The 17182-nt window shown below is 66.1% G+C and carries 14 protein-coding genes and 2 pseudogenes; 4 read left to right on the top strand and 12 right to left on the bottom strand.

The window, feature by feature from the left end; all coding sequences use genetic code 11:
* Window positions 1–51: 51 nt before the first annotated feature.
* The 7 genes from WBB07_RS20130 to WBB07_RS20100 all read right to left on the bottom strand — a co-directional run bounded on the left by WBB07_RS20130 (window position 52) and on the right by WBB07_RS20100 (window position 7564).
* The gene (locus WBB07_RS20130) at window positions 52–1134 is read right to left on the bottom strand and encodes an NAD-dependent epimerase/dehydratase family protein (protein ID WP_526310131.1); all 1083 of its coding nucleotides are present in this window, start codon (window positions 1132–1134) and stop codon (window positions 52–54) included.
* Window positions 1135–1179: 45 nt separating this feature from the next.
* Window positions 1180–1782, bottom strand: coding sequence for a dihydrofolate reductase family protein (locus WBB07_RS20125; protein ID WP_526310130.1), 603 nt, complete (start codon window positions 1780–1782; stop codon window positions 1180–1182).
* Window positions 1783–1834: 52 nt separating this feature from the next.
* Entirely contained in the window at window positions 1835–2704 is an 870-nt protein-coding gene (locus tag WBB07_RS20120) for a formylglycine-generating enzyme family protein (RefSeq protein ID WP_526310132.1), read from the bottom strand.
* A gap of 67 nt (window positions 2705–2771) precedes the next feature.
* On the bottom strand, window positions 2772–3686 hold the full coding sequence (locus WBB07_RS20115; protein WP_526310129.1) for an HAD family hydrolase: 915 nt from the start codon (window positions 3684–3686) through the stop codon (window positions 2772–2774).
* The gene (locus tag WBB07_RS20110; protein WP_526310128.1) at window positions 3687–5231 is read right to left on the bottom strand and encodes an arylsulfatase; all 1545 of its coding nucleotides are present in this window, start codon (window positions 5229–5231) and stop codon (window positions 3687–3689) included.
* 45 nt (window positions 5232–5276) lie between these two features.
* Complete coding sequence (locus tag WBB07_RS20105; protein WP_526310127.1) at window positions 5277–6818, bottom strand: arylsulfatase; 1542 nt, start codon at window positions 6816–6818, stop codon at window positions 5277–5279.
* A gap of 89 nt (window positions 6819–6907) precedes the next feature.
* Window positions 6908–7564 carry a GntR family transcriptional regulator gene (locus WBB07_RS20100; protein WP_526310126.1) on the bottom strand — a complete coding sequence of 219 codons (657 nt, stop codon included), beginning with the start codon at window positions 7562–7564 and terminating at the stop codon, window positions 6908–6910.
* Between the two features lie 60 nt (window positions 7565–7624).
* Between WBB07_RS20100 and WBB07_RS20095 the strand changes: the two genes are divergently transcribed.
* From WBB07_RS20095 to WBB07_RS20085, 3 genes are read left to right on the top strand one after another with little or no spacing between them, the layout of a single operon-like run.
* Window positions 7625–9037 (top strand): FAD-dependent oxidoreductase, encoded by a 1413-nt coding sequence (locus WBB07_RS20095; protein WP_526310125.1) that lies wholly within the window; start codon window positions 7625–7627, stop codon window positions 9035–9037.
* The gene (locus WBB07_RS20090) at window positions 9037–10731 is read left to right on the top strand and encodes a dihydroxy-acid dehydratase domain-containing protein (RefSeq protein WP_526310124.1); all 1695 of its coding nucleotides are present in this window, start codon (window positions 9037–9039) and stop codon (window positions 10729–10731) included. The genes WBB07_RS20095 and WBB07_RS20090 overlap by 1 nt, the downstream gene beginning before the upstream one ends.
* 52 nt (window positions 10732–10783) lie before the next feature.
* Window positions 10784–12151: an MFS transporter gene (locus WBB07_RS20085; protein ID WP_526310123.1), complete on the top strand. Its 1368-nt coding sequence runs from the start codon at window positions 10784–10786 to the stop codon at window positions 12149–12151.
* A 103-nt stretch (window positions 12152–12254) separates the two neighbouring features.
* On the opposite strand, the gene WBB07_RS20080 is transcribed toward WBB07_RS20085, so the two are convergent.
* The 4 genes and pseudogenes from WBB07_RS20080 to WBB07_RS20065 all read right to left on the bottom strand — a co-directional run bounded on the left by WBB07_RS20080 (window position 12255) and on the right by WBB07_RS20065 (window position 15580).
* Window positions 12255–13340 (bottom strand): 3-beta-hydroxysteroid dehydrogenase, encoded by a 1086-nt coding sequence (locus WBB07_RS20080; RefSeq protein ID WP_526310122.1) that lies wholly within the window; start codon window positions 13338–13340, stop codon window positions 12255–12257.
* A 68-nt stretch (window positions 13341–13408) separates the two neighbouring features.
* The gene (locus WBB07_RS20075) at window positions 13409–13627 is read right to left on the bottom strand and encodes an exodeoxyribonuclease VII small subunit (RefSeq protein ID WP_526310121.1); all 219 of its coding nucleotides are present in this window, start codon (window positions 13625–13627) and stop codon (window positions 13409–13411) included.
* 166 nt (window positions 13628–13793) lie between these two features.
* Window positions 13794–14999: pseudogene (gene xseA, locus WBB07_RS20070) on the bottom strand (exodeoxyribonuclease VII large subunit); the annotation flags it as partial.
* Window positions 14996–15580 (bottom strand): lipid droplet-associated protein, encoded by a 585-nt coding sequence (locus WBB07_RS20065; RefSeq protein WP_526310120.1) that lies wholly within the window; start codon window positions 15578–15580, stop codon window positions 14996–14998. The pseudogene xseA and the gene WBB07_RS20065, both read right to left, overlap by 4 nt.
* Before the next feature lie 120 nt (window positions 15581–15700).
* Between WBB07_RS20065 and WBB07_RS20060 the strand changes: the two genes are divergently transcribed.
* Window positions 15701–16708, top strand: a complete 1008-nt coding sequence (locus WBB07_RS20060) for a 4-hydroxy-3-methylbut-2-enyl diphosphate reductase (RefSeq protein ID WP_526310119.1) — start codon at window positions 15701–15703, stop codon at window positions 16706–16708.
* A 6-nt stretch (window positions 16709–16714) separates the two neighbouring features.
* Here the strand turns inward: WBB07_RS20060 and WBB07_RS20055 are convergent.
* A pseudogene (locus WBB07_RS20055) lies at window positions 16715–17182 on the bottom strand (hypothetical protein); the annotation flags it as partial.

Raw genomic sequence — 17182 nt, 5'->3', positions numbered from 1 at the left:
CCACGGCCCAGCCGATCCCGGACGCCCCGCCGATGACGACGGCGTGGCGGGTCACGGGGCCACCTGTCCGGTGTTTCGGGGGCGGGGATCGCCCCATTTGGCGGTGACGGCACCCCACGGGTCGGCGTAGCGGCCGGGCGCGTCGTGATAGGCGGCGCGACGCTTGAGTAGCTGATGGACCAGCGGGGCTGCCACCCGCAGCACGTGCCGTCTCCAGCCGGCGTTCTCCGCCGTTTCGATCAGCATCGCCGGCCACGAATACCGTTGGAAGTCAAGAACTTCCTGAGCGCGAGTGGTGTCCATCCAGTCGGTGGCAAACCAGGCGGTGTCACTGGCGGGGTCGCCGGTGCGGCCGATGGGCAGACCGCCCACCAGGCCCATGGCCGCCGACGTCGCGGGCCCGATGTCACCTTGGGTCAACCGGTGCGTGTGGTCTCCGCCGATCAGCAGGGTCTCGCCGAGGCAGTCGGCGGTGGTGGCGTTGGCGAACGCGCGGGCGGCGTCGCGCACGTCGACGGTCTGGATGCGCCCGTCGGTGGGCAGCAGACCTTCGAAGAAGAGGAAATCGGGGTTCAGGTCGAGTTGCAGGGCAACGGTCAGGACGCCGCCGAGACGCAGGATCGCCCAGTCCAGCGTGGAGTCGCGGACCAGTTTCTCGGCCAGCACCTTCTGGGTGCCGTAGATGTCATAGGGCGCGACCGGGGTGTCAGCGGTCAGAACCTCATCGGTGCGGTACGGGTTGCGCGGGCCGTACACCGCAACGCTGGAAGCTAGTACGAATCGTGGCGGGGTCGGCTGGTTGGTGGTGTGCTGCGACAGCGCGGCGATGAGGTTGGCGGTGCCCTCGACGTTGACCTTCTGGGCCAGCGCGTGCCGGCTGTAGCAGTGCGGCGCGATGACGGCCGCCAAGTGGATCACCGCGGTGGGTGCCACCTCGCTGATCAGCGTGTCCACCGCCGCCGGGTCGGTCAGATCGGCATGGTGCACCAGCACCCCGGGTGGCAGCTTTGTGGCCGCCTCGCGATGGGCTGGGATGTCGAGGTCGGTGGCGACGACCCGGCGTCCTTCGGCGGCCAGATGAGCGACGGTGGCGGCTCCGACCAAGCCGAAGGCCCCCGTGACCAGTACCGTCATGCGTCTCCCTCAGCAGAACTGGAACGTGTTCTAGACCCTACTGGGTCACTGCGGCAGGTGTGCCTTGGTTTCGGCATAGCCGCCCGCCTGCGTTGTGGTGTCCGGGCCGTACACCACGTACACCACCCCGGTGCTGAACGGCGTGGACGACAGCAGTGTCAGCGGGAGCGACTCGCCCTGATCGAACAGGCGGTCGCCGCGGCGGACGGCGATCGGGTGGATCAGCAGGTGCAGCTCGTCGAGCAGCCCGGCCTCCAGCAGCTGGCGCACCACCGATACCGAACCGCTGATGCCGATATCTCCGCCGGGCTCGTTCTTCAGGGTGGTGACCGCCTCGATCAACTCTCCTTGGATCAATTCGGTGTTGCGCCAGGTGAATTCGAGGGGTTGACGTGAGATGACGATCTTGCGGGTGTCGCCGAGCGTCTTGGCGAACTGGGCGTCCTCCCCGCCCTCGACTTCGCGCGTGGGCCACGCACCGGCGAAGCTGTCGTAGGTGACGCGGCCCAACAGCAGCGTGTCGGCGGCACCCAGCTGGCTGCCCACGGCCGCACCCATCTCGTCGTTGAAGTACGGGAAGTGCCACTGATCGGGGGCCTCGGTGACGCCGTCGAGTGAGATGAACAGGCCTGCAGTGATCTTGCGCATCGGTTCTCCTCGGTAGTGGTTCTGGGAGTCTGACCCGCGCCACCACGAGAACTCATCGCCGGATGCAGCGGAAACCGAGGTGGCTCATCCCGGTGTCGATCTGTTGCGGACGGCGCGCGGCCGGCCGGTAGCGCATGCAGTAGCTGTCGGCGCAGAGAAACGAGCCGCCCTTGATCACTCTGCGCGGGATGTTGAAGTGGGGATCGACGGACTCCTCGGCGCAGCACGCCGTGGCGGCCCGGTCACCGCCGTAGAAGTCGGTGGTCCACTCCCAGACATTGCCGGCCATGTCGTACAGCCCGTAACCGTTGGCCGGGAAGCTGCCGACCGGGGCGGTGGTGCCGTAGCCGGTGTCCGGCAGGTAGGGGAATTCGCCATGCCAGTAGTTGGCCAGCCGCTGACCCGTCGTCTCCGGTTCATCACTCCAGGTGTAGGTGGCGCGTGAAAGGCCACCGCGGGCAGCGGTTTCCCATTCCGCCTCGGTGGGCAGTCCCAGCCCTGCCCACTGTGCATAGGCCTGCGCGTCCTCGAACGCGATGTGGACGACGGGGTGCTCGTCGCGGCCGGTGGTGGTGGAACGGGGACCGCGGGGATGGTCCCAGCAGGCGCCCGGTGTCCATTGCCACCACTGGCTGAGGTGACGCAGGTCGACGGGCCCCGCTGTCCGCCGGAACACCATGGAGCCGGGTTGCAGGTTCTCCGGCGGTGCGCCCGGATAGTCCGCGGGATTCAGTGCCCGCTCCGCGACGGTGCGATAACCGGTGGCCGAGACGAACTGTGCGTATTGGGCATTGGTGACCTGGTGGGTCTGTATCCAGAAACCGTCGACGGTGACCTCGCGTGCCGGGGCCTCTTCGGGGTAGTGCTCGTCGGACCCCAGTACCGTTGTCTGGCCGGGAATCCAGACCAAGCTGTCGCCCAGATCGACATTCGGGCGGGAGCTACGCGGACTTTCGCGCCCGTGTGTGAGTTTGGGCGTAACCGGGTGGTCAGTCACCGAAGACATGTTTCCAGTCGTCGCGCATGCTGGCGACGGTCCACTTCTTTACGCCGGCGTGCCCGAGTGCCTTCTCCGCGCCTGCGGTGTAGTCGAATTCGCGATCGGCATCATCGTGCACGACGAGCAACTGCAACGAGGGTCTGGTGGACGCGGCGGTGAACTCCAACATCTCGACATCGCCGTTGGAGTTGCCTGCGGCGAAGATCGGCCTGCGCCCGATGCGGCTCCACAGTCGCGCCGGTTTGATCGGCCCATCATCGAGGAATTCGGGCTGCGCGGTGGTGTAGAGCTGTCCGTCGCGGTAGGCGAGCCCCACTGAACTGCCCACGACCCGCTCCGGTGGGATCCCGTACAGCGGCCCTGTGACGGGACGCATGAAGTCGCGTCCGCCGCCGGAGACGATGTAGTTGGTGAAGTCGTGCGCCTCGAGGTGGCGCAGCAGCTCGATCATCGGCGCATACCCGCACGCGGTGTACTTGCGACCCAGGGTCGGATGCGTCGCTTCGGCGAAGAAGGCATCGAAGCGGGCTGCGAGTTCGTCGACCGTGATCTCGTGCTGCGATGTGAGTATTGCCGCCATAAGAGGTTTCAGATCGGAGTCGTCACCCTGGTAGTGCTTGGTGACCGCGTCGCCCAGCCACTTCAGATCCCCGCTGTAGGCGGCCTTGTACGGCTGGGTGTCCCGCAGCGACGGATCGGCCTCGGCCTGTTCCTTGAAGCGGCGCAGCAGGAAGTCGAGCTGGATGTACATCGGCTTCTCGCACCACAGGGTGCCGTCGTTGTCGAACACCGCGATGCGCTCCTCGACGGGCACAAAGCTGTCCCCAGGGGCGGTGACCGACTCCACGAAGTCGACGATCGCGGCCTTGGTGGGACCGTCATTCCACGAGGCGAGCTCGGCCACCTACCCACCCCTCGTCGCGAGGAACTTTTCGAGTTCCTCGACGGCGTTGTTGATGGTGAAGGAAGCCGGCTTCTGTCGTGGCGGGAACTCCTTGAACGTCTCCAGGAACTGGTTCACGATCGCCGATCCGTAGAACATCAGGTAGAGGCGGTCGATCAGCCAGTCCCAGTAGGTGTTCGAGGTGACGTCGGCGTGCTCGTACGGGTCGGTCCGTAGGTTGAACAGTTTCGGTGCGCGCAACTTCGTGAACGGCTCGAACCACACCTGGAGTGTGCCCTGGCAGCGCTGCTCCATGAAGACGATCTTCCAGTTGTCGGCCCGGATCCCGAGAACGTCGCCGTCGTCGGAGAAGTAGATCATCCCGCGCCGGGGGCTCTTGTCGACCTCGCCGGTCAGATACGGCAGCAGGTCGTAGCCGTCGATGTGCACGTGAAAAGTGGTGTCCCCGATGGTGTGCCCGGCCTTGAGCTTGTCCACGATGCCCGGATCGCCGGCGGCGGACAGGAAGGTGGGCAGCCAATCATGGTGCTGCACAATTTCATTGGACACCGATCCGGCTTTGATCTTGCCGGGCCAGCGGATCAACTCGGGGATGCGGAACGCGCCCTCCCAATTGGTGGCCTTTTCGCTGCGGAACGGCGTGGTGGCACCGTCGGGCCAGCTGTTGGCGTGTGGGCCGTTGTCGGTCGAGTAGATGACGATGGTGTTCTCGGCGATGCCGAGTTCGTCGAGCAGGTCGAGCAGGGTGCCGACGTTACGGTCGTGGTCGATCATCGTGTCGTGGTACGGCGACTGCCAGCGCCCGGCCTGGCCCTTGCTCTCCGGCTTGGTGTGCGTCCGGAAATGCATGTGGGTCATGTTCATCCACACGAAGAACGGGGTGTTCGAGTGGTGTTGGCGCGTGATGAAATCCGCGCAAGCGCCGGTGGTTTCGTCGTCGATGGTCTCCATCCGCAGCTTGGTCAGTGCCCCGGTGTCCTCGATGCGCTGTTTGCCCACCGGGCCGTACCGCTCGTCGACCTCGCCGGAATCCTCTTCGGTGGCCCAGGAATGGATGACGCCGCGAGGTAGCAGGGCCGTGCGCAGCAGCGGTGCTTCCTCGGCGGTGGGGTAGTCCTCGTGCTCGGGTTCTTCTTCGGCGTTGAGGTGGTAGAGGTTGCCGAAGAATTCATCGAAACCGTGCGCGGTGGGCAGGTACTTGTTGAGGTCGCCCAGGTGGTTCTTGCCGAACTGGCCGGTGGCGTAGCCGAGCGGCTTGAGCAGTTCGGCGATGGTCGGGTCCTCTTTCTGCAGCCCGACGTCGACGCCGGGCATGCCCACCTTGCTCATGCCGGTGCGGTACACGCTCTGTCCGGTGATGAACGACGACCGGCCCGCGGTGCAGCTCTGTTCACCATAGGAATCGGTGAACAGCATTCCCTCGTCGGCGATTCGGTCGATATTGGGGGTGAAGTAGCCCATCATGCCCCGGCTGTAACAACTCAGGTTCGAGATTCCGATATCGTCGCCCCAGATGACCAGGATGTTCGGTGTGGACTCGGGCATGTGCTGTTCCTTTTTTTGCAGTGTCGGGCCGTGGGGGCGCCGGTCTCAGTCGGCTGCCAGGAATGCCTCCAATTTCGCGACGATCTGGTCGATGCTGAAGCTGGCCGGTGGGTGCCGGGGCGGGAACTCCTTGAACGTGTCGAGGAACGCCGAGGCCATGGCCGTGGCATAGAACACGAAGAAGTCGCGCCGCAGGAACCAGTCGTAGTAGGTGTTGGAGGTGATGTCGGCGTATTCGAACGGATCGGTGCGCAGGTTGAACAGTTTGGGTACCCGCAGCTCGGTGAACGGTTCCGCCCAGGTGCGCAGCGTCCCCTGGCAGCGTTGCTCGGCGAAGACGATCTTCCAGTTCTCGAAGCGCATCGCGACCATTTCGGCGTCGTCGTTGAAGTAGAAGAAGCCGCGCCGTGGACTGTTCTCGACCTCGCCCATCAGATAGGGCAGCAGGTTGAACCCGTCGATGTGCACCTTGTACTCGACGTCCTCGATCTGATGGCCCTTCTTCAGCTTGTCGCTGATGTCCGGGTCACCGGCGGCGGCCAGCAGCGTGGGCAGCCAATCATGATGCTGGATGATGTCATTGGAGACCGTTCCCGCCGTGATCTTGCCGGGCCAGCGGATCAGCTCAGGTACCCGGTAGGCGCCCTCCCAGTTGGTGTTCTTCTCGCTGCGGAACGGCGTCGTCCCGGCGTCCGGCCATGAGTTGCGGTGGGGGCCGTTGTCGGTGGAGTAGATGACGATGGTGTCCTCGGCGATGCCCAGTTCGTCGAGCACGTCGAGCACCGTGCCCACGTTGCGGTCATGGTCGATCATCGCGTCGTGGTATTCGGACTGCCACATCCCGGCCTGGCCACGACTTTCCGGCTTCACGTGGGTGTAGAGGTGCATGTGGGTGAAGTTGCACCAGACGAAGAACGGGGTCTCGGCGGCGTGCTGGCGTTTGATGTAGTCGACGGTGCGGTCAGCAATGTCGTCGTCGATCGTCTCCATGCGCTTGGCTGTCAACGGACCGGTGTCTGTGATGGTTTGCTTGCCGACCGCGCCGAATTTCGGGTCGTCGGGCTCGTTGGAGTCCTCGGCGGTGGCTTTGCAGTCCAGCACACCGCGTGGCAGTGCCGTTTCGTACAACCGCGGGAACTGGTCTTTGTGCGGATAGTCGACCTGCTCGGGTTCTTCCTCGGCGTTGAGGTGGTACAGGTTGCCGTAGAACTCGTCGAAACCGTGCGCGGTGGGCAGGTACTTGTTGAGGTCGCCGAAGTGGTTCTTGCCGAACTGGCCGGTGGCGTAGCCCAGAGGTTTGAGGAGTTCGGCGATGGTGGGATCTTCTGCTGCCCAACCGATGTCGACACCGGGAACGCCCACCTTGCTCATCCCGGTGCGGTACACGCTCTGGCCGCTGATGAACGCGGCGCGTCCGGCGGTGCAGCTCTGTTCACCGTAGGAGTCGGTGAAGCGCAGGCCCTCGGCGGCGATCCGGTCGATGTTGGGGGTGCGATAGCCCATCATGCCGTCGCTGTAGCAGCTCAGATTGCTGATTCCGATGTCATCGCCCCAGATGACCAGAATGTTGGGTTTTCCGTTCGGCATGTAGTGCCCCCGTCCGCAACACGCCCTCGCTTGGGGGCGTGTTCTCAACGGTATGCCGTTGAGAACACGCGCGCGGCACTTTTCACCGACTAGAGAGCGCCTCGCTGTGGCAGCGTCGCGTAGGTGAAATCGAACAGGTAGTCGCTCAGCGCCAGCGATGCCGCTTCGGCGGCATCGCTGTCCCCGTCGGCGATCGACGCCAGGATGTCGTGATGCAGCTGTGCGGCTCGAGCGAGGTCTTGTGTCGGCGCCGACATGTTGCCGAACCAGAACCGACGCGAGAGCCCCTGTAGCGGTGCCATCGCGACTTCGACGAACTCGTTGTGGGTGGCGTTGACCACCAGCGCGTGTGCGGAGCGCAGGAATTCGGCGAAGTCGTCGACGGACAGCTGATCGCCGAGAACGTAGTCGGCCAGCCGGCGGGCGGCGGTGCGCTGCTGGGCGGTCGCGCGCGTCGCGGCGAGCCGGACGGCAAACGGTTCCAGGGTGCGGCGCAGCTCCAGCAGCTTGAGCTGGGCTTCGACGGACGCCGCGGGCACCAGCACGCCCCGGTTGGGATGGATCTCGACCAGCCGTTCGCGGGCGAGTCGCTGCAGCGCTTCCCGCACCGGGGTGCGGCCCAGCCCGGTGAGTTCCATGAGCTGCTTCTCCGAAACCAGCGCGCCGGGGGCGAGCTCCTGCAGCACGATCATCCGCTCGATGTCGAGGAAGGCCTGGTCCGCCTTGTTCTGGGAGACGCCGGTCACGAAGAAGCCTGCTGTGTCACGGGGTAGACATTATCGCGACGATCGATGTACGGTCCATCTATGAGTGATATATCGGTTGAATGGCGGCTGTCTGCGCAGGCAGAGGGCTTGAATCCGGCCGGCATTCCGGTACTCGCCGAGGTCGATGTGGCGGTTGTCGGAGCGGGTGCCGCCGGCGTGGCCGCCGCCACCGTCGCCGCCGAAGCCGGCGCCACCGTATTGGTGATCGAGAAGTACGGCTTCGCCGGCGGCGCCGCGGTGGCGGGATTGTCGGGCACCATCTGCGGCATGTACCTGGCGTCCGACGGCGCCGACCGGCCCGAGCAGGTGGTGTACGGATTCACCGACCGGTTCGCCGGCGAACTGAGAACCCGCAACGGACTCACCGCTCCGCAGCGGTACGGCAAGACCTTCACCCCCACCCACGACCCATTGGTGTGGCGCGACACCGCCGATGCGTTGCTGACGGCAGCCGGGGTGCAGATCCTGTTCCACACGCAGGTGATCGACGTCCTGACCGAGGGGGAGCACTACCGCGGTCTGGTGGTGGCGTCCAACGCCGGTATCGCGGTCATCCGGGCGGCCCGGATCATCGATGCCTCCGGCGACGGTGCCGTGGTGGCTCGTGCCGGGGGTGTCTACCGATTCGGGAACGACGGGCGCATCCAGAATCCCACGATGTTCTTCCGGCTGGGCAACATCGACGTCGAGAAGTTCTGGGAGGCTTGGGGACCCGACACCATCAGCCCGCCCTGGGTAACCGAGGCCATCGACGCCGCCCGCGGCGGTGGGATGGACCTACCACGCAACAAGATCTGGATCTTCGACACTGGCCGCCCGAACGAGCTGCTGGTCAACGCGACTCGGCTCACGGCGCCGGATGGCCGGATGCTCAACGTCATCGACCCGGCCGATTTCACCCTCGCCGAGATCGGGGGACGTCGTCAGGTTCGGGAGTACACGCGCTTCCTGGCCGACGCCGTGCCGGGGTGCGCCGGCGCGTACGTCGTCGACACCGGAGTCGAAGCGGGCATCCGGCAGACCCGCACCGTAGCCGGGGTGCAGACACTGCGCGACACCGATGTGGTCGACGGGACCAAACGCGCCGACACCATCTGCCGATCCCCCTGGCCCATCGAGTTGCATGACGGTCAGAAGCCAAAACTGCACTGGCTGCTCGACGACTACTACGACGTGCCCTACGGCACCCTGGTGCCGGAACGTGGAGAGAACATCATCGTCGCCGGCCGCTGCCTCAGTGCCGAACACCAGGCGCTGGCATCGGCACGCGTCACCGCGCAGTGTTTCGAATACGGACACGCCGCTGCCGTCGCCACCCTGGCATCGCTGGACTCCGGTGTGGCTTATCGAGATCTCGACGTGCGGATCATCCAGGACCGCATGATCGCCAACGGAAGCGCGCTACCGCCCGCGACACCCGTCGCAGCCGCTTCAGAAAGGCAGAACCAGTAATGACACCCGACAACAACTTCGAACGCGCCACCGGCGGCGGACTGCGCAGCAACTTCGTCCCGGGCAGCACCCGATGGGCGGTGCGCCGGGCGCAGTGGAGCGCCATGGGTATCAGCGTGGCGGATCAGCAGAAGCCGAAAATCGCCGTCGTCAACACCTCGTCGAAGCTGTCGGTGTGCTTTGCCCACCTCGATGACGTGGCGATCCGGGTAGCCGACGCGATTCGCGAAGCCGGCGGGTTACCGTTCGAGATCCGCACAACGGCGCCAAGCGATTTTGTCACCAGCGCCGGCCGCAAGGCCCGATATCTGATGCCGACCCGGGACCTCATCGTCAACGATGTCGAAGCCGCCGTCGAAGGCGCGGTGCTCGACGGCATCGTGTTCCTCTCGTCGTGCGACAAGACCACCCCGGCGCATCTGATGGCCGCAGCGAGGCTCGACCTGCCGTCGATCATCGTGATCGGCGGCTATCAGAAAGGCGGCCGGTACAGCGGTTGCTCGGTCGACATCGACACGGTGTACGAATCTGTCGGTGCGCTGGCCGCGGGAACCATGACCGTGGATCAGCTCGGTGATCTCGCCGACCGAGCCATCGAGGGGCCGGGCGTGTGTGCGGGCCTGGCCACCGCGAACACCATGCACTGCCTGGCCGAGGCGTTGGGCATGACAGTCGCCGGGTCGGCACCGACCCGGGCGAACTCCGAATCGATGCTGTCGAATGCCTCCGCCGCCGGTCGGCGCATCGTGGCGATGGTGGAAGAGAATCTGACTGCGCGACAGGTCATCACGGAGGCCTCCATCGGTAATGCCATCGAAGTGGCACTGGCACTGGGCGGCTCGGTCAACTGCATCCGGCATCTGACTGCAATCGCCGCCGAGGCAGACCTGGACCTCGACGTCGTTGCGCTGTTCGAGAAGCACGGCCGAGATGCCGTGCAGCTGGCCGCGATCCGGCCCAATGGCGCCCATCAGGTGTGGGATCTCGACGGCATCGGCGGCGTCCAGACAGTCATGCGTACGTTGCTGTCCCGGCTGGACGGGCAGGCGCTCACCGTCGACGGCCGCACCGTCGCGCAGCGGGCGGCCGATGCCCGGGCCGCCGATGGCGAGGTGCTGCACCCGCTGGAGGATCCGATCAACGACGAACCCGGGTTGATCATCCTTCGCGGCACGCTGGCGCCGGACGGTTCGATCGTCAAGGTGGCTGGCGTCGGCAAGGCAACCCGGCGCCAATTCTCCGGTCCCGCAAACGTTTTTGTGGGCGAAGACGACGCCATCGCGGCGCTGGGAGACGGCCGGATCTCCGCCGGAGAGGTCATCGTGCTCCGCGGGATGGGCCCACGTGGCGGCCCCGGAACGGTGTTCGCGGCGAGCTTCGTCGCGGCCCTCAACGGTGCCGGCCTCGGTGGGCAGGTCGCCGTCGTCACCGATGGCGAATTGTCCGGCCTCAACCACGGTCTGGTGGTCGGGCAGGTGATGCCCGAGGCCGCCGACGGCGGGCCGCTGGCCGGCCTGGCCGACGGCGATCAGATCAGCATCGACCTCGACGCCCGGCGCGTCGACGTGAACCCGGTGCGCGACGGTGCCCCGGTCCGCGCCGCCGGCGAGCACCCTGAACGGGGCTGGCTGGGCCAGTACGCGGCATTGGTCGGACCGATCCAACGTGGAGCCGTGCTGCGCCGACCCGAGTGACCACCCCCTTGCACCCCAGCCCCTTTCACCCCTCTGGCCTAAGGACCACCGCATGAACTCACCGGGCTCCGCAGACACCGGCACCGACGTCGCCAACCCCAAACAGGCCCGCAAGGCCGGGGTTGCCGCACTGGTCGGCACCACCCTGGAGTGGTACGACTTCCTGATCTACGGCACCGCAGCGGCATTGGTGCTCAACACCCAGTTCTTCCCCAATGCCGACCCGGTGGTGGGCACCATCGCGGCGTTTGCCACCTATGCCGTCGGATTCCTGGCCAGGCCGCTGGGCGGCATCGTGCTGGGCAACATGGGTGACAAGGTCGGCCGCAAGAAGATGCTGATCTTCACCATCGTGCTGATGGGCGTGGCCACCACGTTGATCGGACTGCTGCCCAACTACGCAGCCATCGGGGTGTGGGCGCCGATCCTGCTGATCGTGCTGCGATTGCTGCAAGGGTTCGGCGCCGGTGGGGAGTACGCCGGAGCGGTGGTGCTCTCGGTCGAGCACGGCAACCAGAAACGCCGCGGACTGGCCGGGGCCTGGGCGCCGGTCGGCTTCGCCCTGGCCACCCTGCTGTCCACCGGGGTGTTCCAGATTGCGACGTTGCTGCCCGAGGATGCCTTCCAGAGCTGGGGCTGGCGGGTGCCGTTCCTGCTCGGTTCGGTGCTGCTGCTGGTCGGTTACTTCATCCGACGCAACATCGACGAGACCGAAGCCTACGAGAAAGCGGTGGAGGCCGAGGAGTCCGGTGCCGCCGAGGAGATCAAGGTCCCGGTCTTCGAAGTCATCCGCCGCAGCCCGCGGAACTTCCTGGTGGTCATCGGTGCCCGGATGGCCGAGAACGCCTTCGCCTACCTGTTCCCGGTGTTTGCCGTCGGCTACGCGGTCAACACCCTGGGCGTGCCGACCACCACCACGCTGACGGCGGTGGTGATCGCATCAACGGTGCAGATCGGTGCGATCCCGCTGTGGGCGCACCTGAGCGACAAGGTGGGCCGCCGACCCGTCTACGCGGGTGGGGCGATCGCGTCGATCCTGTGGTTGGTGCCGTTCTTCCTGATGCTGGAAAGCCTCAGCACCCCCTTGTTGATCCTGGGCTTCGTGATGGGTCTGGGCGTCTTCTACCCGGCGATGTTGGCCCCGCAGGCCGCTTACTTCGCCGAACTGTTCGACACCCGTACCCGGCTGTCCGGGTTCGCATTTGCCCGAGAGATCGGCTCGGTGCTGGCTGGGGGCTTCCTGCCGCTGATCGCCACCGCGCTCATCGCCGGGTTCGGACACTGGTGGGTGATCATCGTCTACCTCGGAATCCTCACGGCCATCACACTGTTTGCGCTCGCCTATGGTCCGGAGACCAACCGCCGCGAAATAGTCGACGCTCCCGAAGCGGATCCGGTGGTGCGTACCGACGCGCACTGATCCGCAACGAGATCGGCCCTTGCAGCGTGCTGCAAGGGCCGTTTCGGCACGGAGGGCGGTCGTTGCGTCGTCTCGTTGAACTACGCGGCCAGGAGGACGTGGTTCACACCCGGGCAGGTTCGCCGGCGGCTGCCTTCATTCTGGTGAACAGCTCGGTGTAGTACGGCAGGCATTCCTGCAACGCCTGCTCGGTGGTGAACAGCGGCTGATAACCCAGGTCGCGACTGGCCTTGTTGATGGAGAAGTAGTTGTCCATTGAAATACGTTCGATGGCAAGGGGTTCCAGGAGCGGCTTGGGCAGTCCGAACCGGAAATGCAGGAACTGCCACGCCGTCATCGCCGCGTGCACCAACTTGGCCGGGATCCGCAACGTCGGCCACGGCTGTCCGCACGCTTGCACCACGGGGCGGGAGAACTCGAACATGTTGATGGGTTCGCCGTCGTTGATGAAGTAGGCCTGGCCGGGCGCCGTCCCGCCGGGCACCAAATGCTCGGCGGCCAAGATGAATCCGTGCACCAGGTTGTGCACGTACGAGTTGTCCAGCTTCACGTTCTTGTTGCCGACCAGCACCTTGACGTGGCCGGCCAAGACGCTTTCGAACACCTTGCGGAACATCGTCTGATCTCCGCGACCCCAGATCCCACTGGGGCGGATCGAGCAGGTGAGCATGTTGCGCTCACCGTTGATGCCGAGTATGAACTTCTCGGCCGCCACCTTGGTCTCGGTGTAGAGGTCGTTGAAACGTGAGGTGTAGGGCAGGGTTTCGTCGCCGCCCGAGATGCGCTGGCCACCCATGACGACACTGTTCGACGCGGTGTAGACGAAGCGTGCCACGCCGGCCTGCTGCGCGGCGTGGGCGAGGTTCTTGGTCCCCTCGACATTGACCGCGAAACTGCGCTGCCGGTACTCCGCGGTGGCCGAAGCCCCGCCCATCAGGTCGATGATCGCGGCGGTGTGGAACACGGTGTTCACGCCGGCGACCGCGGCCGCAACATCGTCGTGACTGCAGACGTCGCCGACAAACGTCGTGAGATTCGGATGTTCGGGCAAGGGGGAGGGCGCGCGATCGAAAGAGTGCACCTGGTGCCCGCGGCTCAACAGTTCGGTCACCAGGTTGGCGCCGACGAAGCCCGAGCCGCCAGTGACCAGGACGCGTCCCAGCTCGGTGGTCAGTGTTGCATCACCCATGGCGGGCAAGCATACGGCAGAAACTGGAACCTGTTCCAATTCTTCGGTGAACTGGGAGGTGAAGCCGGTCAGTCCTGGTCGTCGGCCGTCAACGCGTCTTCGACGCGCTTTCGCGCCCCAGCTAAGTGCTCTTCGCAGCGTCTGGCCAGCTTTTCGCCCCTTTCCCACAGGGTCAGCGACGCATCGAGGCCCAGTCCGCCCTGCTCCAGGGTGTGCACCACCTCGATCAGCTCGTCACGGCACTCCTCATAGCCCAGGTCACTAATAGGCTTCATGTCTTCACTCATCAGCCACTTCCGTCTCGCAGGTTTCAGTCATGCCGTCCTCTGTACGCCCGGCCCTTCCTCGCCCTCGTTCCGGAGTGTTACGTCCGGCCCTTCCTCGCCCTCGTTCCTCGGGCTCGTCGACCGGGCTCACGGGCTCGTCGACCGGGCTGACGGGCTCGTCGACCGGGCCGTCGCTACGGGCGGTGATGGCCCCGTCGGCCACCCGCACCCGCAGCCGGGCACCTGCGGGGGCGTCGTCGACCGACCGCAGCACGTGTCCGTCGACCTGGACAACCGCATAACCACGTGCCAGCGTCGCCGCGGGACCCAACGTGGCCAGCCGCGCCGACAGATGCCCCACCCGGTCGGTCTGGGCATCCAGGAGTCGTACGACATCACGTCGCAGCGCGGCGCGGGCGCGCTCGATCTCGTGGCCTCGGTCGGAGATCGCCCGCAACGGATCAGCCAGCACCGGGCGGCTCCGCAGCTGGGAAATGTGGTGTTCTTCGCGGTGCACCCAGTTCCTCAGGGCCCGCGCACTGCGGCGGCGCAGATCGGCGACCAGCGCCAGTTCGGCGGCGGTGTCGGGCACGATCCGTTTGGCGGCATCGGTGGGGGTGGCGGCCCGCAGGTCGGCGACCAGATCGCACAGCGGGTTGTCCGGCTCGTGACCGACGGCGCTGACCACCGGCGTCGTGCAGCGGGCGATCTCGCGGCACAAGGTTTCGTCGGAGAACGGCAGCAGGTCCTCCACGCTGCCGCCCCCGCGAGCCAGCACGATCACGTCGACCTCGGGATCGCGGTCCAGCCCGCGCAACGCCTCCACGATCTGGGCCACCGCAGTGGGGCCCTGGACGGCGGTGTTGCGGATCGCAAATCGGACCGCCGGCCAGCGCGAGGTGGCCACCGACACGACATCGTGCTCGGCAGCACTGGCGCGTCCGGTGATCAGTCCGATCTGGGTCGGCAGGAACGGCAGCGGCCGCTTCAGGCGTGGGTCGAACAGCCCCTCGGCGTCCAGTAACCGGCGTAGCCGCTCGATACGCGCCAGCAGCTCACCGACGCCGACAGCGCGGATTTCGCTGATCCGCAGGCTGAACGAGCCGTTGCGGGTGTAGAACTGCGGCTTGCCCAGCATGATCACCTGGGTGCCTTCGGTCAGCGGCACCGGCGCGTTGGCCACCAGGTCGCGTGGACAACTCACCGACAGCGACATGTCCGCAGCCGGGTCCCGCAGCACCATCCACGCCGTGGTGTGGCGCAGCTTGAGCTCGGTCAGCTGACCTTCGATCCACACTGAGCCGAGCCGGTCGATGTACTTGGCGACCCGGGTCGCCACCGCACGCACCGGCCAGGGATTGTCCGCGGACTTACCCTGTTCGGGTTCGGTCACTTGGCTGATGCGCGGGTGATCCTGTTTGCCAGCAGGGTCTGGAACGGGGCGCGGGCTTTGGTGGCCTCCTCGAAGACCAGCAGCGCTTCCAGGTCCGTCACCGACAGCGACTGCAACCGTGCCCGCAGCTGCGCCAGCGTCAGGCCGGTGTAATCGATCTCGGTGGCCACTGCGGGAATGTCGACCGTCAGCTCAGCTGCGGCGGCGGTATCCGAATTGGCCGTGGTCACGACAGGGTCGGTGTCGGAGACCGAGTAGAGGGCGAAGCGGCCCTCGGTGAGTCGTTCACCACCCGAGTCCGGCGTGTCTTCGGCAAAATGCGGTGCCTGCGAGTCGAGGTCTTCGTCGAAGGTGGCCCAGTCGGGCTGCTCGTCCTTCGGGGGAAACAGCTGTTCGAGGGTTTCGTCGCCCTTGATCACCAGGTCCGCGAAGTCCTGCTGGACCTTCATCACCAGGTGCGCCACCTGGCTGACCAGGGTCATCGGGTACGTGACGATGGTTTGCGGCAGCTTTATGGTCTCTTCGACGGCGGTGGCCGCTACTCCCACCAGCAGCCGGACTCCGTACGGTGCAGTAGACATGGCAGCAAGAGTACTTCTGCTCGGTCGACGAGCCCGAGAAACGAAGGTGAGGGAGGGCCGGGCCCATGATGCTGAGCTGCTGGGTAGCCCGCCAATACTGCGGGTAAGTACCCTGAGGCCATGCCGCCAACCGTCAACATGGGGATTCCTGGTGCCGCCGCCACTGTCGCGGCGCCCGTCAGCGGCAAGCGGGTCCTGCTCGCCGAACCACGGGGATACTGCGCCGGTGTCGACCGGGCCGTCGAAACGGTGGAACGTGCGCTGGAAAAGCACGGTGCCCCGGTCTACGTCCGGCACGAGATCGTGCACAACCGCTATGTCGTGGAGACGCTGGCCAAGGCCGGCGCAGTCTTTGTCGAGAAGACAGACGAAGTGCCCGAAGGTGCCATCGTGGTGTTCTCCGCCCACGGTGTCGCGCCGACCGTGCACGTCGAGGCCGCCGAACGCAATCTGCGCACCATCGATGCGACCTGCCCGCTGGTCACCAAGGTGCACAACGAGGCCAAGCGATTCGCCCGCGACGACTACGACATCCTGCTCGTCGGCCACGAAGGCCACGAAGAAGTTGTCGGCACCGCAGGTGAGGCTCCCGATCACGTACAGGTCGTCGACAGCCCGGCCTCGGTGGACAAGGTGACCGTGCGGGACGAGAACAAGGTGATCTGGCTGTCCCAGACCACCCTGAGCGTCGACGAGACGATGGAGACCGTGCGCCGGCTCCGGGAGAAGTTCCCGACGCTGCAGGACCCGCCCAGCGACGACATCTGCTACGCCACCCAGAACCGCCAGGTCGCGGTGAAGGCGATGGCACCGGAGTGCGAGCTGGTGATTGTTGTCGGATCCAAGAACTCGTCGAACTCGGTACGCCTGGTCGAGGTGGCGCTGAACGCCGGCTCGGATGCGTCGTACCTCGTCGACTACGCCGAGGACATCGACCCGTCATGGCTGGATGGGGTCACCACGGTGGGGGTGACGTCGGGAGCGTCGGTACCGGAGGTGTTGGTGCGTGGTGTGCTCGAGCGGCTTGCCGAGTACGGCTACGGCACCGTGCAGCCGGTGACCACCGCCAACGAGACCTTGGTGTTCACATTGCCGCGGGAGATCCGCCCGCCGCGCCGCACCAGCTGACGCGGGTCAGCTGTCGTAGCGCCAGCGGTCGGAATCGACGCTGTGCCGCGCCTGTGACCGCGGGCGGGGGCGGTACTCGGCACGATCGTCATCCTCGTTGGTGTCACCGCGATAACGCACCCGAGACACCGGGTGATGGCTGCCATCGCTGATTCCGCCGTCATCGGCGACCGGCCGGCGAGGTCGAGGTGGCGGCGGTGCGTCGAACGCCGCAGCCGGATCGTAGGAGTCGTACCGATTGGGGCGACGCCGCGGCCGGTCGTACGGGTCACGCAGATCACGATCGCGGGGATCCCGGTCCCGCGGTCGGTAGTCCTCGCGGGCTGCGGAACGGCGGCCGGGATCGCGGGGGTCACGCTGCGGATCGCGTGGGCGACGGCGCGGCGGCGGAGCGGACTCATCGCCCGTCTCGGGGCGGCGGAGCCGGCGTGGGGGTTCGGCATCCAGGTCGTCGGTCGGCGGGCGGGCATGACG

Origin of the sequence: Mycobacterium sp. (genome assembly GCF_049647605.1) — a bacterium.
Taxonomy (GTDB): domain Bacteria; phylum Actinomycetota; class Actinomycetes; order Mycobacteriales; family Mycobacteriaceae; genus Mycobacterium.
This window is presented reverse-complemented; position numbering and strand designations above follow the sequence as displayed.